This is a genomic window from Psychrobacter cibarius (assembly GCF_904845955.1).
GTDB classification, from domain to species: domain Bacteria; phylum Pseudomonadota; class Gammaproteobacteria; order Pseudomonadales; family Moraxellaceae; genus Psychrobacter; species Psychrobacter cibarius_B.
This window is the reverse complement of sequence record NZ_CAJGYX010000005.1, coordinates 266,875-282,242: the sequence shown is the minus strand read 5'-3', so window position 1 is coordinate 282,242 and position 15,368 is coordinate 266,875. Positions and strand designations below refer to the sequence as shown.

16 protein-coding genes are annotated in these 15,368 nt (G+C 42.1%); 14 read left to right on the top strand and 2 right to left on the bottom strand.

The genetic code is table 11. From position 1 onward, the window contains the following. Positions 1-58: 58 nt before the first annotated feature. The 12 genes from ispH to JMV76_RS11555 all read left to right on the top strand — a co-directional run bounded on the left by ispH (position 59) and on the right by JMV76_RS11555 (position 12,055). Positions 59-1,015, top strand: coding sequence for a 4-hydroxy-3-methylbut-2-enyl diphosphate reductase (gene ispH / locus JMV76_RS11610; protein WP_045444223.1), 957 nt, complete (start codon positions 59-61; stop codon positions 1,013-1,015). A 52-nt stretch (positions 1,016-1,067) separates the two neighbouring features. Then, a complete protein-coding gene (locus JMV76_RS11605) occupies positions 1,068-1,313 on the top strand; it encodes a hypothetical protein (protein ID WP_055124696.1) in 246 nt (81 codons plus the stop codon). A 14-nt stretch (positions 1,314-1,327) separates the two neighbouring features. Next, positions 1,328-2,146, top strand: coding sequence for a thioesterase family protein (locus JMV76_RS11600; protein ID WP_201502786.1), 819 nt, complete (start codon positions 1,328-1,330; stop codon positions 2,144-2,146). Between the two features lie 412 nt (positions 2,147-2,558). Then, complete coding sequence (locus tag JMV76_RS11595) at positions 2,559-4,079, top strand: catalase (protein WP_193008674.1); 1,521 nt, start codon at positions 2,559-2,561, stop codon at positions 4,077-4,079. A 257-nt stretch (positions 4,080-4,336) separates the two neighbouring features. Then, positions 4,337-6,340 (top strand): molecular chaperone HtpG, encoded by a 2,004-nt coding sequence (htpG, locus tag JMV76_RS11590; protein WP_227690330.1) that lies wholly within the window; start codon positions 4,337-4,339, stop codon positions 6,338-6,340. 346 nt (positions 6,341-6,686) lie between these two features. Beyond that, positions 6,687-8,168 (top strand): C13 family peptidase, encoded by a 1,482-nt coding sequence (locus JMV76_RS11585; protein ID WP_045454157.1) that lies wholly within the window; start codon positions 6,687-6,689, stop codon positions 8,166-8,168. Between the two features lie 228 nt (positions 8,169-8,396). Then, positions 8,397-9,287 (top strand): S-formylglutathione hydrolase, encoded by an 891-nt coding sequence (fghA, locus tag JMV76_RS11580; protein ID WP_201502785.1) that lies wholly within the window; start codon positions 8,397-8,399, stop codon positions 9,285-9,287. Positions 9,288-9,543: 256 nt separating this feature from the next. Continuing rightward, a complete protein-coding gene (locus tag JMV76_RS15205; RefSeq protein WP_374190061.1) occupies positions 9,544-9,825 on the top strand; it encodes a TIGR03643 family protein in 282 nt (93 codons plus the stop codon). Positions 9,826-9,935: 110 nt separating this feature from the next. After that, entirely contained in the window at positions 9,936-10,628 is a 693-nt protein-coding gene (gene rpe, locus JMV76_RS11570; RefSeq protein ID WP_045454160.1) for a ribulose-phosphate 3-epimerase, read from the top strand. A gap of 120 nt (positions 10,629-10,748) precedes the next feature. Continuing rightward, entirely contained in the window at positions 10,749-11,126 is a 378-nt protein-coding gene (locus JMV76_RS11565; RefSeq protein WP_045454163.1) for a hypothetical protein, read from the top strand. Positions 11,127-11,246: 120 nt separating this feature from the next. Further along, positions 11,247-11,558: a hypothetical protein gene (locus JMV76_RS11560; RefSeq protein WP_045444243.1), complete on the top strand. Its 312-nt coding sequence runs from the start codon at positions 11,247-11,249 to the stop codon at positions 11,556-11,558. Between the two features lie 185 nt (positions 11,559-11,743). After that, positions 11,744-12,055: a hypothetical protein gene (locus JMV76_RS11555; protein ID WP_045444246.1), complete on the top strand. Its 312-nt coding sequence runs from the start codon at positions 11,744-11,746 to the stop codon at positions 12,053-12,055. Between the two features lie 156 nt (positions 12,056-12,211). Here the strand turns inward: JMV76_RS11555 and rpmG are convergent, their stop codons facing one another. Both rpmG and rpmB read right to left on the bottom strand, forming a co-directional pair. Continuing rightward, positions 12,212-12,367, bottom strand: a complete 156-nt coding sequence (gene rpmG, locus JMV76_RS11550; protein ID WP_045444249.1) for a 50S ribosomal protein L33 — start codon at positions 12,365-12,367, stop codon at positions 12,212-12,214. A gap of 133 nt (positions 12,368-12,500) precedes the next feature. After that, positions 12,501-12,737 (bottom strand): 50S ribosomal protein L28, encoded by a 237-nt coding sequence (rpmB, locus tag JMV76_RS11545; RefSeq protein ID WP_010201401.1) that lies wholly within the window; start codon positions 12,735-12,737, stop codon positions 12,501-12,503. Positions 12,738-13,222: 485 nt separating this feature from the next. Between rpmB and JMV76_RS11540 the strand changes: the two genes are divergently transcribed. Continuing rightward, positions 13,223-13,435, top strand: coding sequence for a hypothetical protein (locus JMV76_RS11540; protein ID WP_201502783.1), 213 nt, complete (start codon positions 13,223-13,225; stop codon positions 13,433-13,435). A 105-nt stretch (positions 13,436-13,540) separates the two neighbouring features. Beyond that, positions 13,541-15,253: a carboxypeptidase regulatory-like domain-containing protein gene (locus JMV76_RS11535; protein WP_201502782.1), complete on the top strand. Its 1,713-nt coding sequence runs from the start codon at positions 13,541-13,543 to the stop codon at positions 15,251-15,253. The last annotated feature ends 115 nt before the right edge of the window (positions 15,254-15,368 follow it).

The window sequence follows — 15,368 nt, the reverse complement described above, 5'->3', positions numbered from 1 at the left end:
GTGCCTTCCACTTCGGGATGTCCAGCGTGCCCAATCAATACCGCATCCATACCCTCTTATGCAAATTTATCTTGCCAATCCACGTGGATTTTGTGCTGGTGTGGATCGCGCGATTGCGATTGTGAACGAAGCATTGACACGTTTTGAACCGCCCATTTATGTCCGTCACGAGGTGGTACATAATAAATTTGTCGTCTCTGATTTGGCCAATCGCGGTGCGGTCTTTGTGGAAGAACTTCATGAAGTGCCAGATGGCTCTATCGTTATTTTTTCTGCTCATGGCGTATCAAAAGCTGTCGAAGATGAGGCTGAGCGCCGCGATTTGACCGTATTTGATGCCACTTGTCCGCTGGTCACTAAGGTACATATCGAAGTCGCTAAATTTGCGCAAGAGGGTATGGATGCGGTATTGATTGGGCACGCTGGACATCCCGAAGTGGAAGGCACGATGGGGCGCTTTAACCGTCGCCACGGCGGTCACATTCATTTGGTTGAAAACGAAGCCGATGTGGCAGCATTGAGTGTACAAAATGCCGAACGTTTGGCATTTGTTACCCAAACGACCTTATCTATGGATGACACAGCGCGCGTCATCGATGCACTGCGTGAAAAATTCCCTAGTATCCAAGGTCCGCGCAAAGACGATATCTGTTATGCCACGCAAAACCGCCAAGATGCGGTAAAAGACTTAGCCAGTCGCTGTGAGGTGGTCTTAGTGGTCGGCTCGCCCAATTCATCAAACTCTAATCGTCTGCGTGAGCTGGCTGAGCGGATGAATTGCCGTGCGTATTTAATCGACAATGCCAGTGAGATGGATAAAAGCTGGTTAGATGGTGTGCAGAGTATCGGCGTCACCGCTGGCGCATCAGCACCCGAAGTACTGATTCAAGAAGTGCTACAGCAGCTGCAAGATTGGGGTGGTGATTTACCGAGTGAGCTATCAGGCATCGAAGAAAATGTCACTTTCAGTCTGCCTAAAGCCTTGCGTATCCCAGTCACCCAAGTGGGTAAGTAGATAAGGCTTTGTACAAGACATCTGATAGGTAATGTATAGTAGGTAATGCAAAATGAAAAAGCAAAAAAAAGGATTTGTATTGGCAGAAGCTACTCTCGGTGAGGTTAACAAGCAATTGAAAGTGAATTTGTTTGTCATCGTGGTGGTGGGATTCGTGTTAGGCAGTAATATTCTGCATTTTATGCGAGAAAAGAATGTTTTTTATGGCGTATTAATTGCTGCGATGGTCGTTGCATTATTTTTTGTCATTAAGAGTCGACAGGTTCTTAAATTAAAACAACAAGAGCTTATCAAATAAATCATAGGACAGTCATGCCAGCTTATTATAACTTTATCAAACGCGAACAGCGAGAAGACGGCGTCAACGTCGCACATTATCAGCCAACCAAACATGCCCAAGGGGCTTGGAATGAGCATGAACAGCATATGGCGCCAGCGACAGGATTGCTCACAGCTGAGCTCAACGGTTATGCGCCGCAAGAAAACATGCGTATCGCTCGTATCAGCCTAGATATCTTAGGATTGATTCCACTGGATGACTTTACCGTTACCACGCGTTGTATTCGTCCGGGCAAGACCATTGAGCTTATTGAAGCAGTCATGAGCAGTCGCGGTCGTGATGCGATTATCGCGCGGGCATGGCGTCTAATGACCCAAGATACCAGCGATATTGCAGGCATTGAAGACCAAAAAGCGGTACATAAGCCCGAAGAGTTGCCCATTTGGGAAGACATGAAAGGCTGGCCGGGCGGGTTTATTGAGAGTGTGCGCTTGGTCGCTGATGATACGCAGCGTCGCCCAGGACGCGGTATGGTCTGGATTACTAATGATGTGGAGATGATCGAGGGCAAGCCAACTGATGACTTGGTGCATCTATTGGGCATGGTCGACACGGCCAATGGCGTTGTGCCGCGCCTTGGGCTTGGCTTGTCAGAATTAGAATGGATGTTTCCCAATACGGATTTGCAAATTCATATGCATCGCGCGCCGCAAGGTTGCTGGCTTGGCATCGAAGCGGTGCAGCAGTATGGCAATGATGGCATTGGCTTAACGAGCGCTGTGTTACATGACATCAATGGCCCTTTTGGTCGTAGTGAGCAAATATTGACGATTCGTCCGATGCCGCGTTAATTGCTCTGTGGTATTTAATTAAGCTCTATTTGATACGGTCAATTCGCTTTAAAAAAGTGATAGCAAGGCTAATAGAGAGTGCTTGCACTGTTAATATTTATCGATGTTAATAACAACCATCCTAAGGAGTAAAGTATTTGGATGAGTAAAAAACAAGTTAAGTGGTTCTGAAAAACAAAACGAAAGCATGTAATTAATTAATTATACAAATCAATGGTAATGGGTTGTAATAGTAACTAACCACAGAACATGACTGTCATTAGACATTACTATGAAAAAAACAAACCGTTTTTCGAACAAGCTGACAACTATTCTGGAACTATTAATAGAAGCGTATTCAGAATAGATTTTGTACTTTAATCCATTTGCTATTCACAGGAGTATGACTATGAACAATGATATAAATAACGATATGAGCGATAAAAAATGTCCTTATGCACCGACCCAATTGACCATGGGCAATGGCGCACCAGTGGCAGACAATCAAAACAGCATGACTGCAGGCAAACGCGGCCCATTATTGGCGCAAGATGTTTGGCTCAATGAAAAGTTAGGAAATTTCGTCCGTGAAGTGATTCCAGAGCGCCGTATGCATGCCAAAGGTTCTGGCGCATTTGGTACTTTTACCGTGACCAATGACATCACTAAATATACCCGTGCGGATATTTTTAGCGAAGTGGGTAAACAGACTGAGATGTTTGCGCGCTTTAGTACCGTCGCAGGTGAGCGCGGCGCGGCTGATGCCGAGCGCGACATTCGCGGATTTGCTTTGAAATTCTACACCGAAGAAGGTAACTGGGACATGGTGGGAAATAATACACCTGTGTTCTTCTTACGTGATCCGCGCAAATTCCCAGATCTAAACAAAGCCGTCAAACGTGATCCACGTACCAATATGCGTTCGGCGACCAACAACTGGGACTTTTGGACTTTATTACCTGAAGCCTTACATCAAGTTACTATCGTTATGAGTGATCGCGGTCTGCCAGCTTCGTACAGAAATATGCATGGTTTTGGCTCGCATACCTATAGTTTTTGGAATGAGGCCAAAGAACGTTTTTGGGTAAAATTCCATTTCCGCACGCAACAAGGCATCAAGAACTTAACCGACGCAGAAGCGGCAGAGGTGGTTGGTTCTGATCGTGAGAGTCATCAAAAAGATTTGTACGATGCCATCGAAAATGGCGATTTCCCAAAATGGAAAATGTATGTGCAAATCATGCCAGAAGCTGAGGCGGATACCGTTCCTTATCATCCGTTTGACTTGACCAAGGTATGGCCAAAAGGGGATTATCCGCTGATTGAAGTGGGTGAGTTTGAGTTAAATAAAAACTCTGACAACTACTTTGTCGATGTGGAACAAGCCGCATTTGCCCCAAGTAATTTGGTACCGGGGATCAGCGTTTCACCGGATAAAATGCTACAAAACCGCTTGGTTAACTATGCCGATGCTCAGCGTTATCGTGTTGGTGTCAATCATCAACAGATTCCGGTCAATAAGCCGCGTTGCCCTGTGATGAGCAATCATCGTGATGGTCAAGGCCGTGTCGATGATAACTATGGCAGTCGCCCGCATTATGAACCAAACAGCTTTAGCCAGTGGCAAGAGCAGCCTGATTATGCTGAGCCACCATTAAAAATTGACGGCTATGCGGCGCATTATGACTTCCGTGAAGACGATAGCGATTATTTTAGCCAACCTCGTGCATTGTTTAATTTGATGAGTGCTGAGCAACAACAAGTGCTATTCGAAAACACAGCGAATAATATGGCTGGTGTGCCGGACTTTATTCAATATCGCCACATTCGCAACTGTAACTGGTGTGATGCCGCTTATGGCGCAGGCGTTGCCAAAGCACTAGGCTTAACGGTTGAAGATGCTATGAATGCTCGTGAGTCAGATCCAGCGCTGCATTTGCCTAGCTGCTTATAGTTGATAGCTTTACCTAAAAACGTATTACTAAATCTATTTGCTAAACCTATTATCGATATAACGACACCGCCTTAGGAAACTAGGGCGGTGTTTTTGTTGAATTGTGCTTTTTAGCTTGAAATTTTCTGCTGCGCCCCTATTAGTATAAACAGCTTAGCGATATTCGAAATTGAACTGCTTAATTTGTAGATGAGTAGAGACAGTCAAATGATTGCTATTTTATGATACGTTTTTGACATAAATTAAAGGAGTTTTTTATGAGTGAACAGACCCCAGTTGATAACCAAAAAGTTGATAGCATCAATGTTAATAAAAGCAGCCCTGAATTAAAAAAACATACCTTTGAGGCGGAAGTGGCGCAACTGCTGCATCTAGTCACCCATTCGCTTTATTCTAATTCTGATATCTTTGTGCGTGAGCTGGTTTCAAACGCCTCTGATGCTTGTGATAAATTGCGCTTTGAAGCGACCAATGATGACAGTCTTTATGAAGATGATGGCGAGCTAAAAATTCGCATTGCGGTCGACGAAGACGCCAAAACCATTACCTTTACCGACAACGGTATCGGCATGAATGAAGCCGATGCTATCGAAAACCTAGGTACGATTGCTAAATCTGGCACTAAAGCATTTTTAGACAAGCTGTCTGAATCACAAAAGCAAGATGGTCAATTAATCGGACAGTTTGGGGTTGGCTTCTATTCAGGTTTTATCGTTGCCGATACGATTAGCGTCGAAACACGTAAAGCGGGTGAGCCTGCGGATCAAGGCGTGCGCTGGGTATCAGACGGTACAGGTAGCTTTACCGTTGAGCCTATCACGAAAGAAACTCGTGGCACCGCCATTACTTTGCATTTAAAAGAGCAATATAGTGAGGGCGAAGACAGCTATTTAGACCGTGGCAAAATTAAGCAGTTGGTTAATAAATACTCAGACCATATCAGCTTGCCGATTCAGATGCGTAAAGAAATTTGGCAAGAAGATGTCAAAGAAGATGAGAACGACGACGCACCTGCTGGTGGCGAGATGGTATTGACCGATGAATGGGAAACTATCAACAAAGCCAGCGCGCTATGGACACGTACGGCATCTGAGATTGAAGATGAAGAATATATCGATTTTTATAAAAATATCACCTATGACATGGATGCGCCACTAGCATGGACGCATAACCGTGTCGAAGGTCGTGTGCAGTATACTCAGCTATTGTATATTCCGAAAAAAGCCCCTGTCGATTTGTATACTCGTGACCAGCAGCATGGCCTAAAGCTTTATGTTAAGCGCGTCTTTATTATGGACGAGGCAGAGCAGCTGTTGCCAATGTACCTGCGTTTCGTCAAAGGGGTCATTGATTCAGCCGACTTGCCATTGAACGTCAGCCGCGAGCTATTACAAGAGTCGCGTGATGTGAAGTCTATCCGCGATGGTAACGCCCGTCGTATTTTGACGTTGCTAGCAAGTCTTGCCAACAGTGAAGACAGTGATAAGCAAGAAAAATTTGCGCAGTTCTACGCTGAATTTGGTGATGTTATCAAAGAAGGCGTTGGCGAAGACATGGGCAATCAAGAACGTATTGCCAAATTGCTGCGTTATGCGACCAGTACTCAGGATAGTGTGACGACCAGCTTTGAAGACTATAAAGCGCGTATGAAAGAGGGTCAAAAAGCCATCTATTATCTAACGGCTGATAATCTAGCGGCTGCTAAAAATAGCCCACAATTAGAGCTGTTTAAAAAGAAAGGCATTGAGGTTATCTTGATGACCAGCCGTGTTGATGAGTGGGCGATGAATTTCTTGACCTCATTTGATGAGACACCGCTACAAAATATCGCCAAAGGTGCAGTAGATTTAGGCGACTTGCAAGACGAAACCGAAAAAGCGGAAGCTGAAAAAGCGCAAGAAACCATGAAGCCAGTCGTTGATAAACTTAAAGCAGCGTTAGGCGAACGTGCCAAAGACGTTAAAGTATCAACGCGTTTGGTTGATAGTCCTGCCTGCTTGGTCGTTGGGGAAGGTGAGCTATCACCACAAATGATTCAGATGCTTAAACAAATGGGTCAAGATGTGCCAGAAAGCAAGCCGACATTAGAGGTCAACCCTGATCATCCATTGATTAAAAAGTTAGAGACTAGCGAGCAATCTGACGTCGACTTTGATAAATTGGCCCAAGTAATTTTTGACCAAGCATTGTTAGCAGATGGCGGTCAGTTAGATGATCCAGCCGCTTATCTAAAACGTGTGAATGAGCTTTTGATGAGATAGTAGTGAGTCTTTGATACAGTCATTATTGAGAAAAAAGGAGGTCTTGGATTCAAGACCTCCTTTTTTATATGTTCTTAGCCAAATTTAAGCGAATTTTACAAATCAGCCTTATCCTCTTGACCGACAATCCGTTACAATCGCGTTATATTAGCGAGCTAAACTGTTTAGTCATATTTTTAGTCTTTGCTATTCGTCTCTTAAAACCATCTCATTGTGAATTGCATGTAATCTTGATGTCCATATGCTATATAAAAAATGTGAATTAATGACATTTCGTAGGTAGCTGCCACACCAAAAATCATCATCAACTCACTTTCTTTTCTCGACTGGCTAGAGGTTTAAGTCTTTGTCACTTGCGTCGTTAAAAACCGTATCGCTTCAGCGTTTTTCGCTCAATTTCGCTGCCAATATTATTGCAACCTTGTGGATGCTAGTAGGGTCGACGCGCGCGTTTTCTTGGGTAAAACCGACCTTTATTCAATTTGCTGTCTTTGCACTCTTAGCGCTCGGTAGTAATGTACTGTTTTCGTGGTTGGCCGCGGAAAATGGCAGTATCTTTAATGAGCAAGGGTTGGTCAGCTACTTGATTTGGCCGATGATAATTTTATTGGGCGGCATCATTTTGGCACGGCGTTCTGGCAATCAAACGTTGGTGTTTGTGCCCGTGGTATTGTGGTTAGTGGCTGATACCTTATCTGCATTATTACAAAGTTTGGTGCAGTTTTTGGGCAGTTATGGTTGGTTGCCAGATTGGAGCTATTCACTTTTACCCATACTGTTTTTGGTACTGTTTTTATGGCAGACGCTCGCGTTATTATGGATTTTTTCTCGTCGTCTACGCATACCGTGGTGGGAGCGGGTCATTGTATTGGTAGGTGCAGTCGCACTGTTGACGATTTGGCAGCGTAATGTCGCGGATCAACCTATATTTAAGCAGATTCCTGTAGAGCCTGTTTTAGCCGAAGCAGCATTATATGAGCAGCCTCGTTTGTTACAGCAAGCATTAAATAGTATCGATCCCAGCACTTCAGGCAAGACCGACTGGTATTTTATGGGTGTGGCAGGATTCTCTGGCCAAGATGTTTTTCGCTCTGAGATTAATAAAGTGCGTGAGCTATTCGATGTGCGTTTTGGTACTAGTGGACATTCACTCTCGTTGATCAACAATACTTATAGTTGGCTTGATGAGCCAATCGCTACCAAAACCAGCATTCTGCGTGGACTAAAGAAAATTGGTCAGCAGATGAATGCCGATGAGGATGTGTTATTCCTAACCTTGTCTTCACACGGCAACGAAAATATCATTCAATTAGCAAATCCACCATTAGCAATGGAGAATCTAGATGCCGCATGGTTACGGGAGGCGCTAGACGCTTCAGGTATTCGCTGGCGGTTGATTGTGGTATCTGCTTGCTATTCAGGCTCATTTATCGATGAATTGGCCTCTCCAACCACGGTGGTGATTACCGCATCAGCGGCGGATAAGGCATCGTTTGGCTGTACCAACACAGCTGAGATGACCTATTTTGGGCAAGCGTTTTTTGCTGAAAGCCTGCGTGGCAATACCAGTTTTGAATCTGCCTTTAAAGATGCCCGTTTGCGTGTGAATGAGCGTGAAAGTGCGATGGGTTTTGAACCATCAGAGCCGCAGATGGTGATTGGTAGTCTGATGGAGACTGCTTTGCCAGCGTTCGAACAAGTATTGTTTGATAAAACCCGACCACCAGTCGCCAGCATTATTAATGACAGTGATTCTATCGCCATTAATATCGTAGAGGATAGTGCTTCTGGTCAGCCAGTGGCTAATACTGCGATCACTGTCAATTAACAGTAAACCCAAAACCCAAAACCCACAACCCAAAAATCACGATGAGCTGTATTAAGCTCGTTCAGTCTAGAATCTGTAATACTGACACTCGCTTTCCTTACTACTTTAATTCTTGTGAATGGTATAATGATTGAGTACTAAGTGAGTTTGGAGAAGTACTAGTATTACTTTACCAATGCTTTTTATAAGTCATCGTGTACTTTACTTTGGATAAAAAGGATGTCGCTTATGAACAACTCTTATAAACACAGTCTATCTACTAACTCAAAAATCACTCAGATCAGCGTCAACCGCTGTTTCGATGGTGAGCAGCATTACTATAGCCATCAATCATTATCGACCAAAACGCCGATGACCTTTAGCATTTATCTGCCAGATGAAGCGCTTGCTGGTCGCCGTTGTCCTGCGATTCTATATTTATCAGGTCTCACTTGCAATGCTGATAATGTCACCCACAAAGCGCATTTTCAGCAAAAATGCAGCGAGCTTGGTATGATATTTATCGCCCCTGATACATCACCTCGAAGTAGTGACAGCAATGAAGTGCCAAATGATGAGCGTTATTTTGTCGGTCAGGGCGCAAGCTATTATGTTGATGCGACGCAAGCACCATGGTCAGAGCATTTTAATATGCAAAGCTACATCGTTGATGAGTTATATGACTTGTTACGCTCAGAATTTCCTATTGACAGTATTGGCGTGACAGGGCATTCGATGGGCGGGCACGGAGCATTACTATTGGGCTTTAAGTTTCCAGGCAAGTTTGTTAGTGTCTCAGCTTTATCGCCTGTGTGCGCGGCCAGTGAGTCGGCATGGGGGCAAGCCGCTTATACAGAATACTTCGGCGATGATAAATCACGATGGGCGCAGGCAGATGCTGCGCAGATGATTGAAAAATCGGGGCAGCAGTATGCAAGTATCTTGGTGGATCAAGGCGCGGCTGATAATTTTTTAGCAGAGGGTCAACTGCAAACCACCAAATTACAACGCGCTTGTGACAAAGCCAATCAGCCCTTAACCTTGCGTTATCAGGCAGGTCACGATCATAGCTACTATTTTATTCAAACGGTGATTAACGATCATATCGAACATCATTGGCGTATGGCACAGCTTGGCTAATCCATAATATTACTGTGTTTTTCATTATACTGTTTAAGATTAAAAAGGTACTTTTATGGCAAGTTGTCAAGATTTAATCGCAGCTAAATCAAGTGAGCAGTCAGCGCCTGACTATCAGTTATACGTTACTAGTTCCCAGTCGGCATTAGCAATGATGCAAGCTGATATGGATGCCGCGATAAAGAATAAGCAGCACAATAATACTCATGCGAGCGCAAATGGCGAGCAATCAAACGCTGATAAATCCGATGAGCTTATCGCAACCGTAGTCAATGAGTCAGGTGATAAAGTGCTAGATGACGCGCAAGTCTCACGAGTGATAGAAATGGCGTGGGAGGACAGAACACCGTTTGCGGCGATAGAGCATAGCTATGGTCTCAATGAAGCAGGCGTGATTAAGCTGATGCGCCAAGCGCTAAAGCCGTCATCTTTTCGCTTATGGCGTCAGCGCGTGAGCAATCGCGCTACCAAACACCAAGCTAAGCGAGGCTTCGATGTCGGTCGTGCTTATTGCAAAACCCAGTATAAGCAGCGCTAATAGTTTGAGTTCTTAATATTATTGCTTTAAAGGCACAGCTTTTTAAGCCAGTACTTAGTTTCTTTTTATTTTATTCGTATTTTATTTCAACAGAATCAGGTAGCTCAACTATGATTATTCCTTCTAAACCTTATCTTATCGCCCCATCAATACTCTCAGCTGATTTTGCACGTTTAGGTGAAGAAGTTGAAAGGGTGTTGGAATCAGGTGCTGATGTGATTCATTTTGATGTAATGGACAACCATTATGTACCCAATCTCACCTTTGGTAGTATGATTTGTAAGGCGCTGCGTGATTATGGGGTCGATGCACCAATCGATGTGCATTTGATGGTCTCACCAGTTGACGGCATGATTGAGCAGTTCTTGGAAGCAGGCGCGAGTGTTATCACTTTTCATCCAGAAGCCAGTGGGCATATTGATCGCTCTTTACAGCTGATCAAAGATGGCGGTGCTGAATGTGGTTTAGTATTGAATCCCGCAACGCCATTACATTATTTAGACTATGTGATGGACAAGGTAGATCAAATTTTATTGATGAGCGTCAACCCAGGTTTTGGCGGTCAGTCATTTATTGAAGGGACGTTAGAAAAAGTGCGCCAAGTCCGTCAGCGCATCATCACCAGTGGTCGTGATATCAGATTAGAAGTAGATGGCGGTATCAAAGCCAGTAATATCCGAGCCATTGCCGAAGCGGGTGCTGATATGTTTGTGGCAGGGTCGGCGATCTTTAACCAAGATGACTATAAAGTGGCTATTGATGCTATGCGTGCTGAGCTGGCTTTGGCTAATGGTAACGAATAACTACGGTCTTATGTGATCGATAAATGCGTTCGTCAGTCATTTTTGTCATAAAAGAATAGTAGCAAAATGTGCTGTATAACGGATAACGATGCATAACGGTAAGTTACGTAAAGGTGAAATATGGACACAAAAAACTCAATCAATTCGTCAGAATCACCTGAGTCAGAGCAAATCACTGAGCAGCCAATTCAGAATGAGACACAGCAACGCAGCTTGGTGCCAAAGGGTATTACTATTGGCTTGGCTGTATTTGCCTTGGTTCTAAGTTTGGCAGGTTACGGCTTTCGGCTAATGGTGGGTGATGATACTGGTGAAGTATTACGTCATGCTGCGGTCATTGTGCCTGCATTTATGCTGGGCATTCCCCTGTTTTTTTGGCTAGGTTCGAAGATACTTAACAAAGTTAAAGGCATGCATATAGAGAGCTGGAATGCCATTAGCTTGGGTTATTTAACCTCTTGTATATCGATGCTTTGGTTAATGGGTACTTACAGTTAGAGTCTTATGAGCAGAGATAAAGCTGTTTGGTAAAGAGTGCACTGCAGTATTTATGATAGGCTGTTTTTACACAATTTTTAATTATTAAGTCACGCGCTACAAGCGTGACTGGAATTTTACATGAGAATCATACCGACCAAGATTGCCAATATCATCTATCCAAAAGATCTACCCAATGGCTTATTCACCAGCTTAATTATCGCCTGTTTGCTGCTAGGGCTAGCATCATTGCGTAACGGTACTGATTTACAAGGTTGGCTCAATGTCATCGAAAACTGGCTGCTTATGCTGTTGATATTTCCGACCGCCACCGCCACTGTAGCCTTACCGTTTAAATATCGAGATCCGACATTAGAGTTAAAGCTCATGTATTATCTCGGTATGTTTGTTGCCTTCTTATTTACTGTGGCAAAATTACGCTACTGGCGCTAATACTATCAGTGATAGCACACCCAAAAAGCCTATATGTATAAGACTTATGTGACAAGCCTTGAATTTCAAGACCAAAGCGTCCATTGTATGACTAAGATAGTTTTACCCGTATTACTGTAAAACAATAATGTTGCGACGCGCGATTTTTCTTGCAAGTATTAGACGGGACAATGAGGAACCAATTCATGCCATACGATATCGATAATGATATAGAAGTAGATAACGAAAGTACGGATCAATTTGCAGGATTTGCCAAAGAGACTACCCTTGAGTTGGTAGAGGCAGAAGATGGTCGCTTATTGTTACGTGACGCGGAACAAGACGAAGCGCCGCTGATGACCATTGATTTTTCTGAAAAGCTTAAAGAGCTGCTCGGTAGTGACACCCAAGCGATAGGTCAGCATATGATTCATGCCGCGATTCAGGTCATTATGCAAAAGCAGATGAGCCAATGGCATGCGCATGTTTATGACAAAGAGCCGACGCACTATAGTTAGTGATGAGTTGCTGTTAAGCTGGCTAGTAGTCAATTAAAATAATCATCATGAAAAGTAGCAAGCATAAAAAAGGGTATATCAATTGATACACCCTTTTTTTCAAATAACTTATTTATAGAAAGTATTTATGAAAATATATTCTATAAATTATAGCAATTATTTGATTTTAGCTTCTTTAAACATCACGTGCTGGCGAATTTTTGGATCGAATTTCTTCATTTCCATTTTGCCAGGCATAGTGCGTTTGTTTTTAGTAGTGGTGTAGTAATACCCAGTACCAGCTGTTGATACTAATTTAATTTTATCTCTCATGATAGCTTTCCTGTAAATGAGGGGTCTTCAAACGATAGGTACGGATCTAAAATATTAAGTAGCTACATAAGATGTAGCAGAAAAGCAGCTTAAACGACGAAAATTATCGAGATATTAAGCTGCCAGTCTTAACTTATACTTTTTGACCTTGTGCGCGCATATCTGCTAACACTTTATCGATACCAAGTTTGTCAATAGTGCGCATACCTTTGGTAGACACACGTAGACGTACAAAACGATTTTCAGACTCTACCCAAAAACGATGGTTATGAAGGTTTGGTAGAAAGCGACGACGGGTTTTGTTGTTTGCGTGCGAAACATTATTACCCACCATAGGGCGCTTTCCAGTCACTTGGCAAACTCGAGACATGGCGAACTCCTAATCTATGAGGTATGAGTTTTTCTCATACCAGTCTGGGCAAGTTGCACGTTTTTGCGGCATGGACACAGCAAGCGGCAGCTTTGCACCAAACAAAACTATATGAATGTTGAGTTGATATTGCTGTTATCTAAAGGCAAATAACAAGCGTACCAATTCAGAAAATTTTAAAGCCGACATTTATACCATAAAAGTGATGAATACTCAAATATTTTTATGATTATTGTCGACCTAAAGGATGGCTATTATACCCTGAAATTCACTGGCTATGTTGTTGATTATCTAATAGTAAAAATTAATTTTTAGTTGTAAGTTATGACAAAAGTCAGTAAAGTTGCTGTTATATATTTAATACAATCTGTTAATACAACGGGTGTTAATGTAAATCTATGTATCATTACCAATCTATTATGATTCTGTGTAATGATTTTTGTTTATTTGCTCGAATAAATTACTGCTGACGCGGAGTCCAAAACATGTCATATAGCTCATTACCTTTTACCTCTAAATTATTTCAGCTTACGGCGTTAACAATATCACTAACTCTAGCTGGATGTGGTGGTGGTGATGGTACAGATACAATTGCGCCAGCGCCTGATTTAGGGATTGAGCAGCCTGATAATGGCGAAGATGTAGGTACTTCTCCTACTAATGCAAGCGAAATATATATATCAGCTGAAAAAAACTAGCTATTAACAGGTGGTGATAAAACTACTGTTAATATTAGAGTAACGGACGAAAATGGCGGTATTGTCAGCAATGTTCCTGTCATTATAAATATTGATGATGCTTCTTTGTATGGTTTATCCTTAAGCAGTACTTCCAATCAAATCACTGATGATCAAGGCCTGATTGCTGTTGAGTTACTACAAAATACGGTAGGTATTGATTCGCAATTGAATCATGAAAGTTTATTAACTGTAGTTTCTAATGAAAATAATAAAATTATTCAACAAACCCTTCCTATCTTGGTTTCTGGTACTAGCACAAGCAATGTCGTTTCCTCCAAGAATTTGGTAGAGGCTAGCGACAACTTCAGTGTATCTGGACAAATCCTAGATGGTGCAACTAAACCTGTTGCTAATGCTAGTGTTATTTTATACAGCAATGACCAAGAAGCAGCAACTGGTACAACAGATAAGAACGGTAAATTTATTTTTGATTTAAATGCTGCTAATTTAGAGATAGCAGATGTTGGTTACCTATTTAGCATTGAGGTCAAAGGAACTGAAAAAAGTCAACGAATTCCTGATATTTTAACAGTAGTATCAGCAAACAGCTCAACTATGAGCTTTTCAGAAACTGCTGATATTGTCGTTGGTAATAAACAAAAAATCACTTTGAATGTTCCAAATGCTTCAAATGGTGATCTGGTATATGTATCAACCAATAAAGGTGAAATATTGACCTCTGCTAATGATGCTCAAGGTAGCTCACGCCGTGGATTAATCGTCAATAATGGAAAAATTGATTTTTATATTGATTCAAACGTACCTGGTACAGCAACTGTAAGAGCAGAATACGGTAACGACAGTAAAGAAACTGCGCTAAGCTTTGTGTCGGTTGAACCCAGCAAGCTGCTTCTACAGATTGAGCGTGCTGTGGTAAGTGTTGGTGGTTCTACCTCAGTGATAGCTAGGGTTTTGGATAAAAATGATGCTCCAGTAAAAAATGCTATCGTGCAATTTACTACTATTAGAGATGCATCGGGTGGAAGTCTGGGGCAAGGTTTTGCTTATACTGATGATAGTGGTGTAGCTACAGTGGTTTATAATGCAGGACAAAACCCAACTAGTACAAATGGTGTTACTATCAAAGCTCAGGTACAGTCAATTAAATTACCGAATGGTCAAGAAAAGGCAGTCAATACTATTTTGGATACTTCTGAAATTACAGTTCAAACTAAATCCACATATATTAGTTTTGCTTTTGCTGACAAGGTATCCTCTGACGATAGTGAAATATATTATTTCCGTAAAGGATCTGTTAGTGTTCTTAATAGTACTGGTAAGCCTGCTATCAATCAAAAAGTATCTATAAATTTGATTCCAGAAAATTATTTGAAAGGTTATTTTAATATTATAAGAAACAATATTTTTGAAACAGATTTCTGGCAGCAAAATGCAGTTACTTGCGAGAATGAAGATAAAAATAGCAATGGTATTTTAGATTCTAATGAAGATGTTAATGGTAATGGGCAGCTGGATCCTGTTAATGTAGCAGCAGTACTCAATAATATTGGCCAAACGGTTGACTCTAATCAGAGTTTTAACTTCATAACAGATGACTCTGGAAGAGTTGATTTTTCTATACGTTACCCAAAACAATATGCAAACTGGTACAGAGCTAGTGTTACCGTAAATACACGAGTAGATGGTAGCGAATCGCAACAGGCTAGAGTGATAGACTTCCCAGCATCAGTAGATGATATTGATATTGGTATACCGCTACGTCCAAATACTAATAGCCCATTTGGTACTGATTTAAGTTGCTCTAGCTCTAGATAGTATTAGCTTTAGTTAACAAAACCCCCAACCCTGCGTTGGGGGTTTTTGTATTTATAATCTCAATAACGAAATACAACCAACTCAATCAGCAAAGTTAGGTAAAAGCGATTAGAAT

Coding starts and splice junctions, on each gene's coding strand:
- ispH (WP_045444223.1), top strand. CDS start 59: ATGCAAATTTATCTTGCCAATCCACGTGGATTTTGTGCTGGTGTGGAT.
- JMV76_RS11605 (WP_055124696.1), top strand. CDS start 1,068: ATGAAAAAGCAAAAAAAAGGATTTGTATTGGCAGAAGCTACTCTCGGT.
- JMV76_RS11600 (WP_201502786.1), top strand. CDS start 1,328: ATGCCAGCTTATTATAACTTTATCAAACGCGAACAGCGAGAAGACGGC.
- JMV76_RS11595 (WP_193008674.1), top strand. CDS start 2,559: ATGAGCGATAAAAAATGTCCTTATGCACCGACCCAATTGACCATGGGC.
- htpG (WP_227690330.1), top strand. CDS start 4,337: ATGAGTGAACAGACCCCAGTTGATAACCAAAAAGTTGATAGCATCAAT.
- fghA (WP_201502785.1), top strand. CDS start 8,397: ATGAACAACTCTTATAAACACAGTCTATCTACTAACTCAAAAATCACT.
- rpe (WP_045454160.1), top strand. CDS start 9,936: ATGATTATTCCTTCTAAACCTTATCTTATCGCCCCATCAATACTCTCA.
- JMV76_RS11565 (WP_045454163.1), top strand. CDS start 10,749: ATGGACACAAAAAACTCAATCAATTCGTCAGAATCACCTGAGTCAGAG.
- JMV76_RS11560 (WP_045444243.1), top strand. CDS start 11,247: ATGAGAATCATACCGACCAAGATTGCCAATATCATCTATCCAAAAGAT.
- JMV76_RS11555 (WP_045444246.1), top strand. CDS start 11,744: ATGCCATACGATATCGATAATGATATAGAAGTAGATAACGAAAGTACG.
- rpmG (WP_045444249.1), bottom strand. CDS start 12,367: ATGAGAGATAAAATTAAATTAGTATCAACAGCTGGTACTGGGTATTAC.
- rpmB (WP_010201401.1), bottom strand. CDS start 12,737: ATGTCTCGAGTTTGCCAAGTGACTGGAAAGCGCCCTATGGTGGGTAAT.
- JMV76_RS11540 (WP_201502783.1), top strand. CDS start 13,223: ATGTCATATAGCTCATTACCTTTTACCTCTAAATTATTTCAGCTTACG.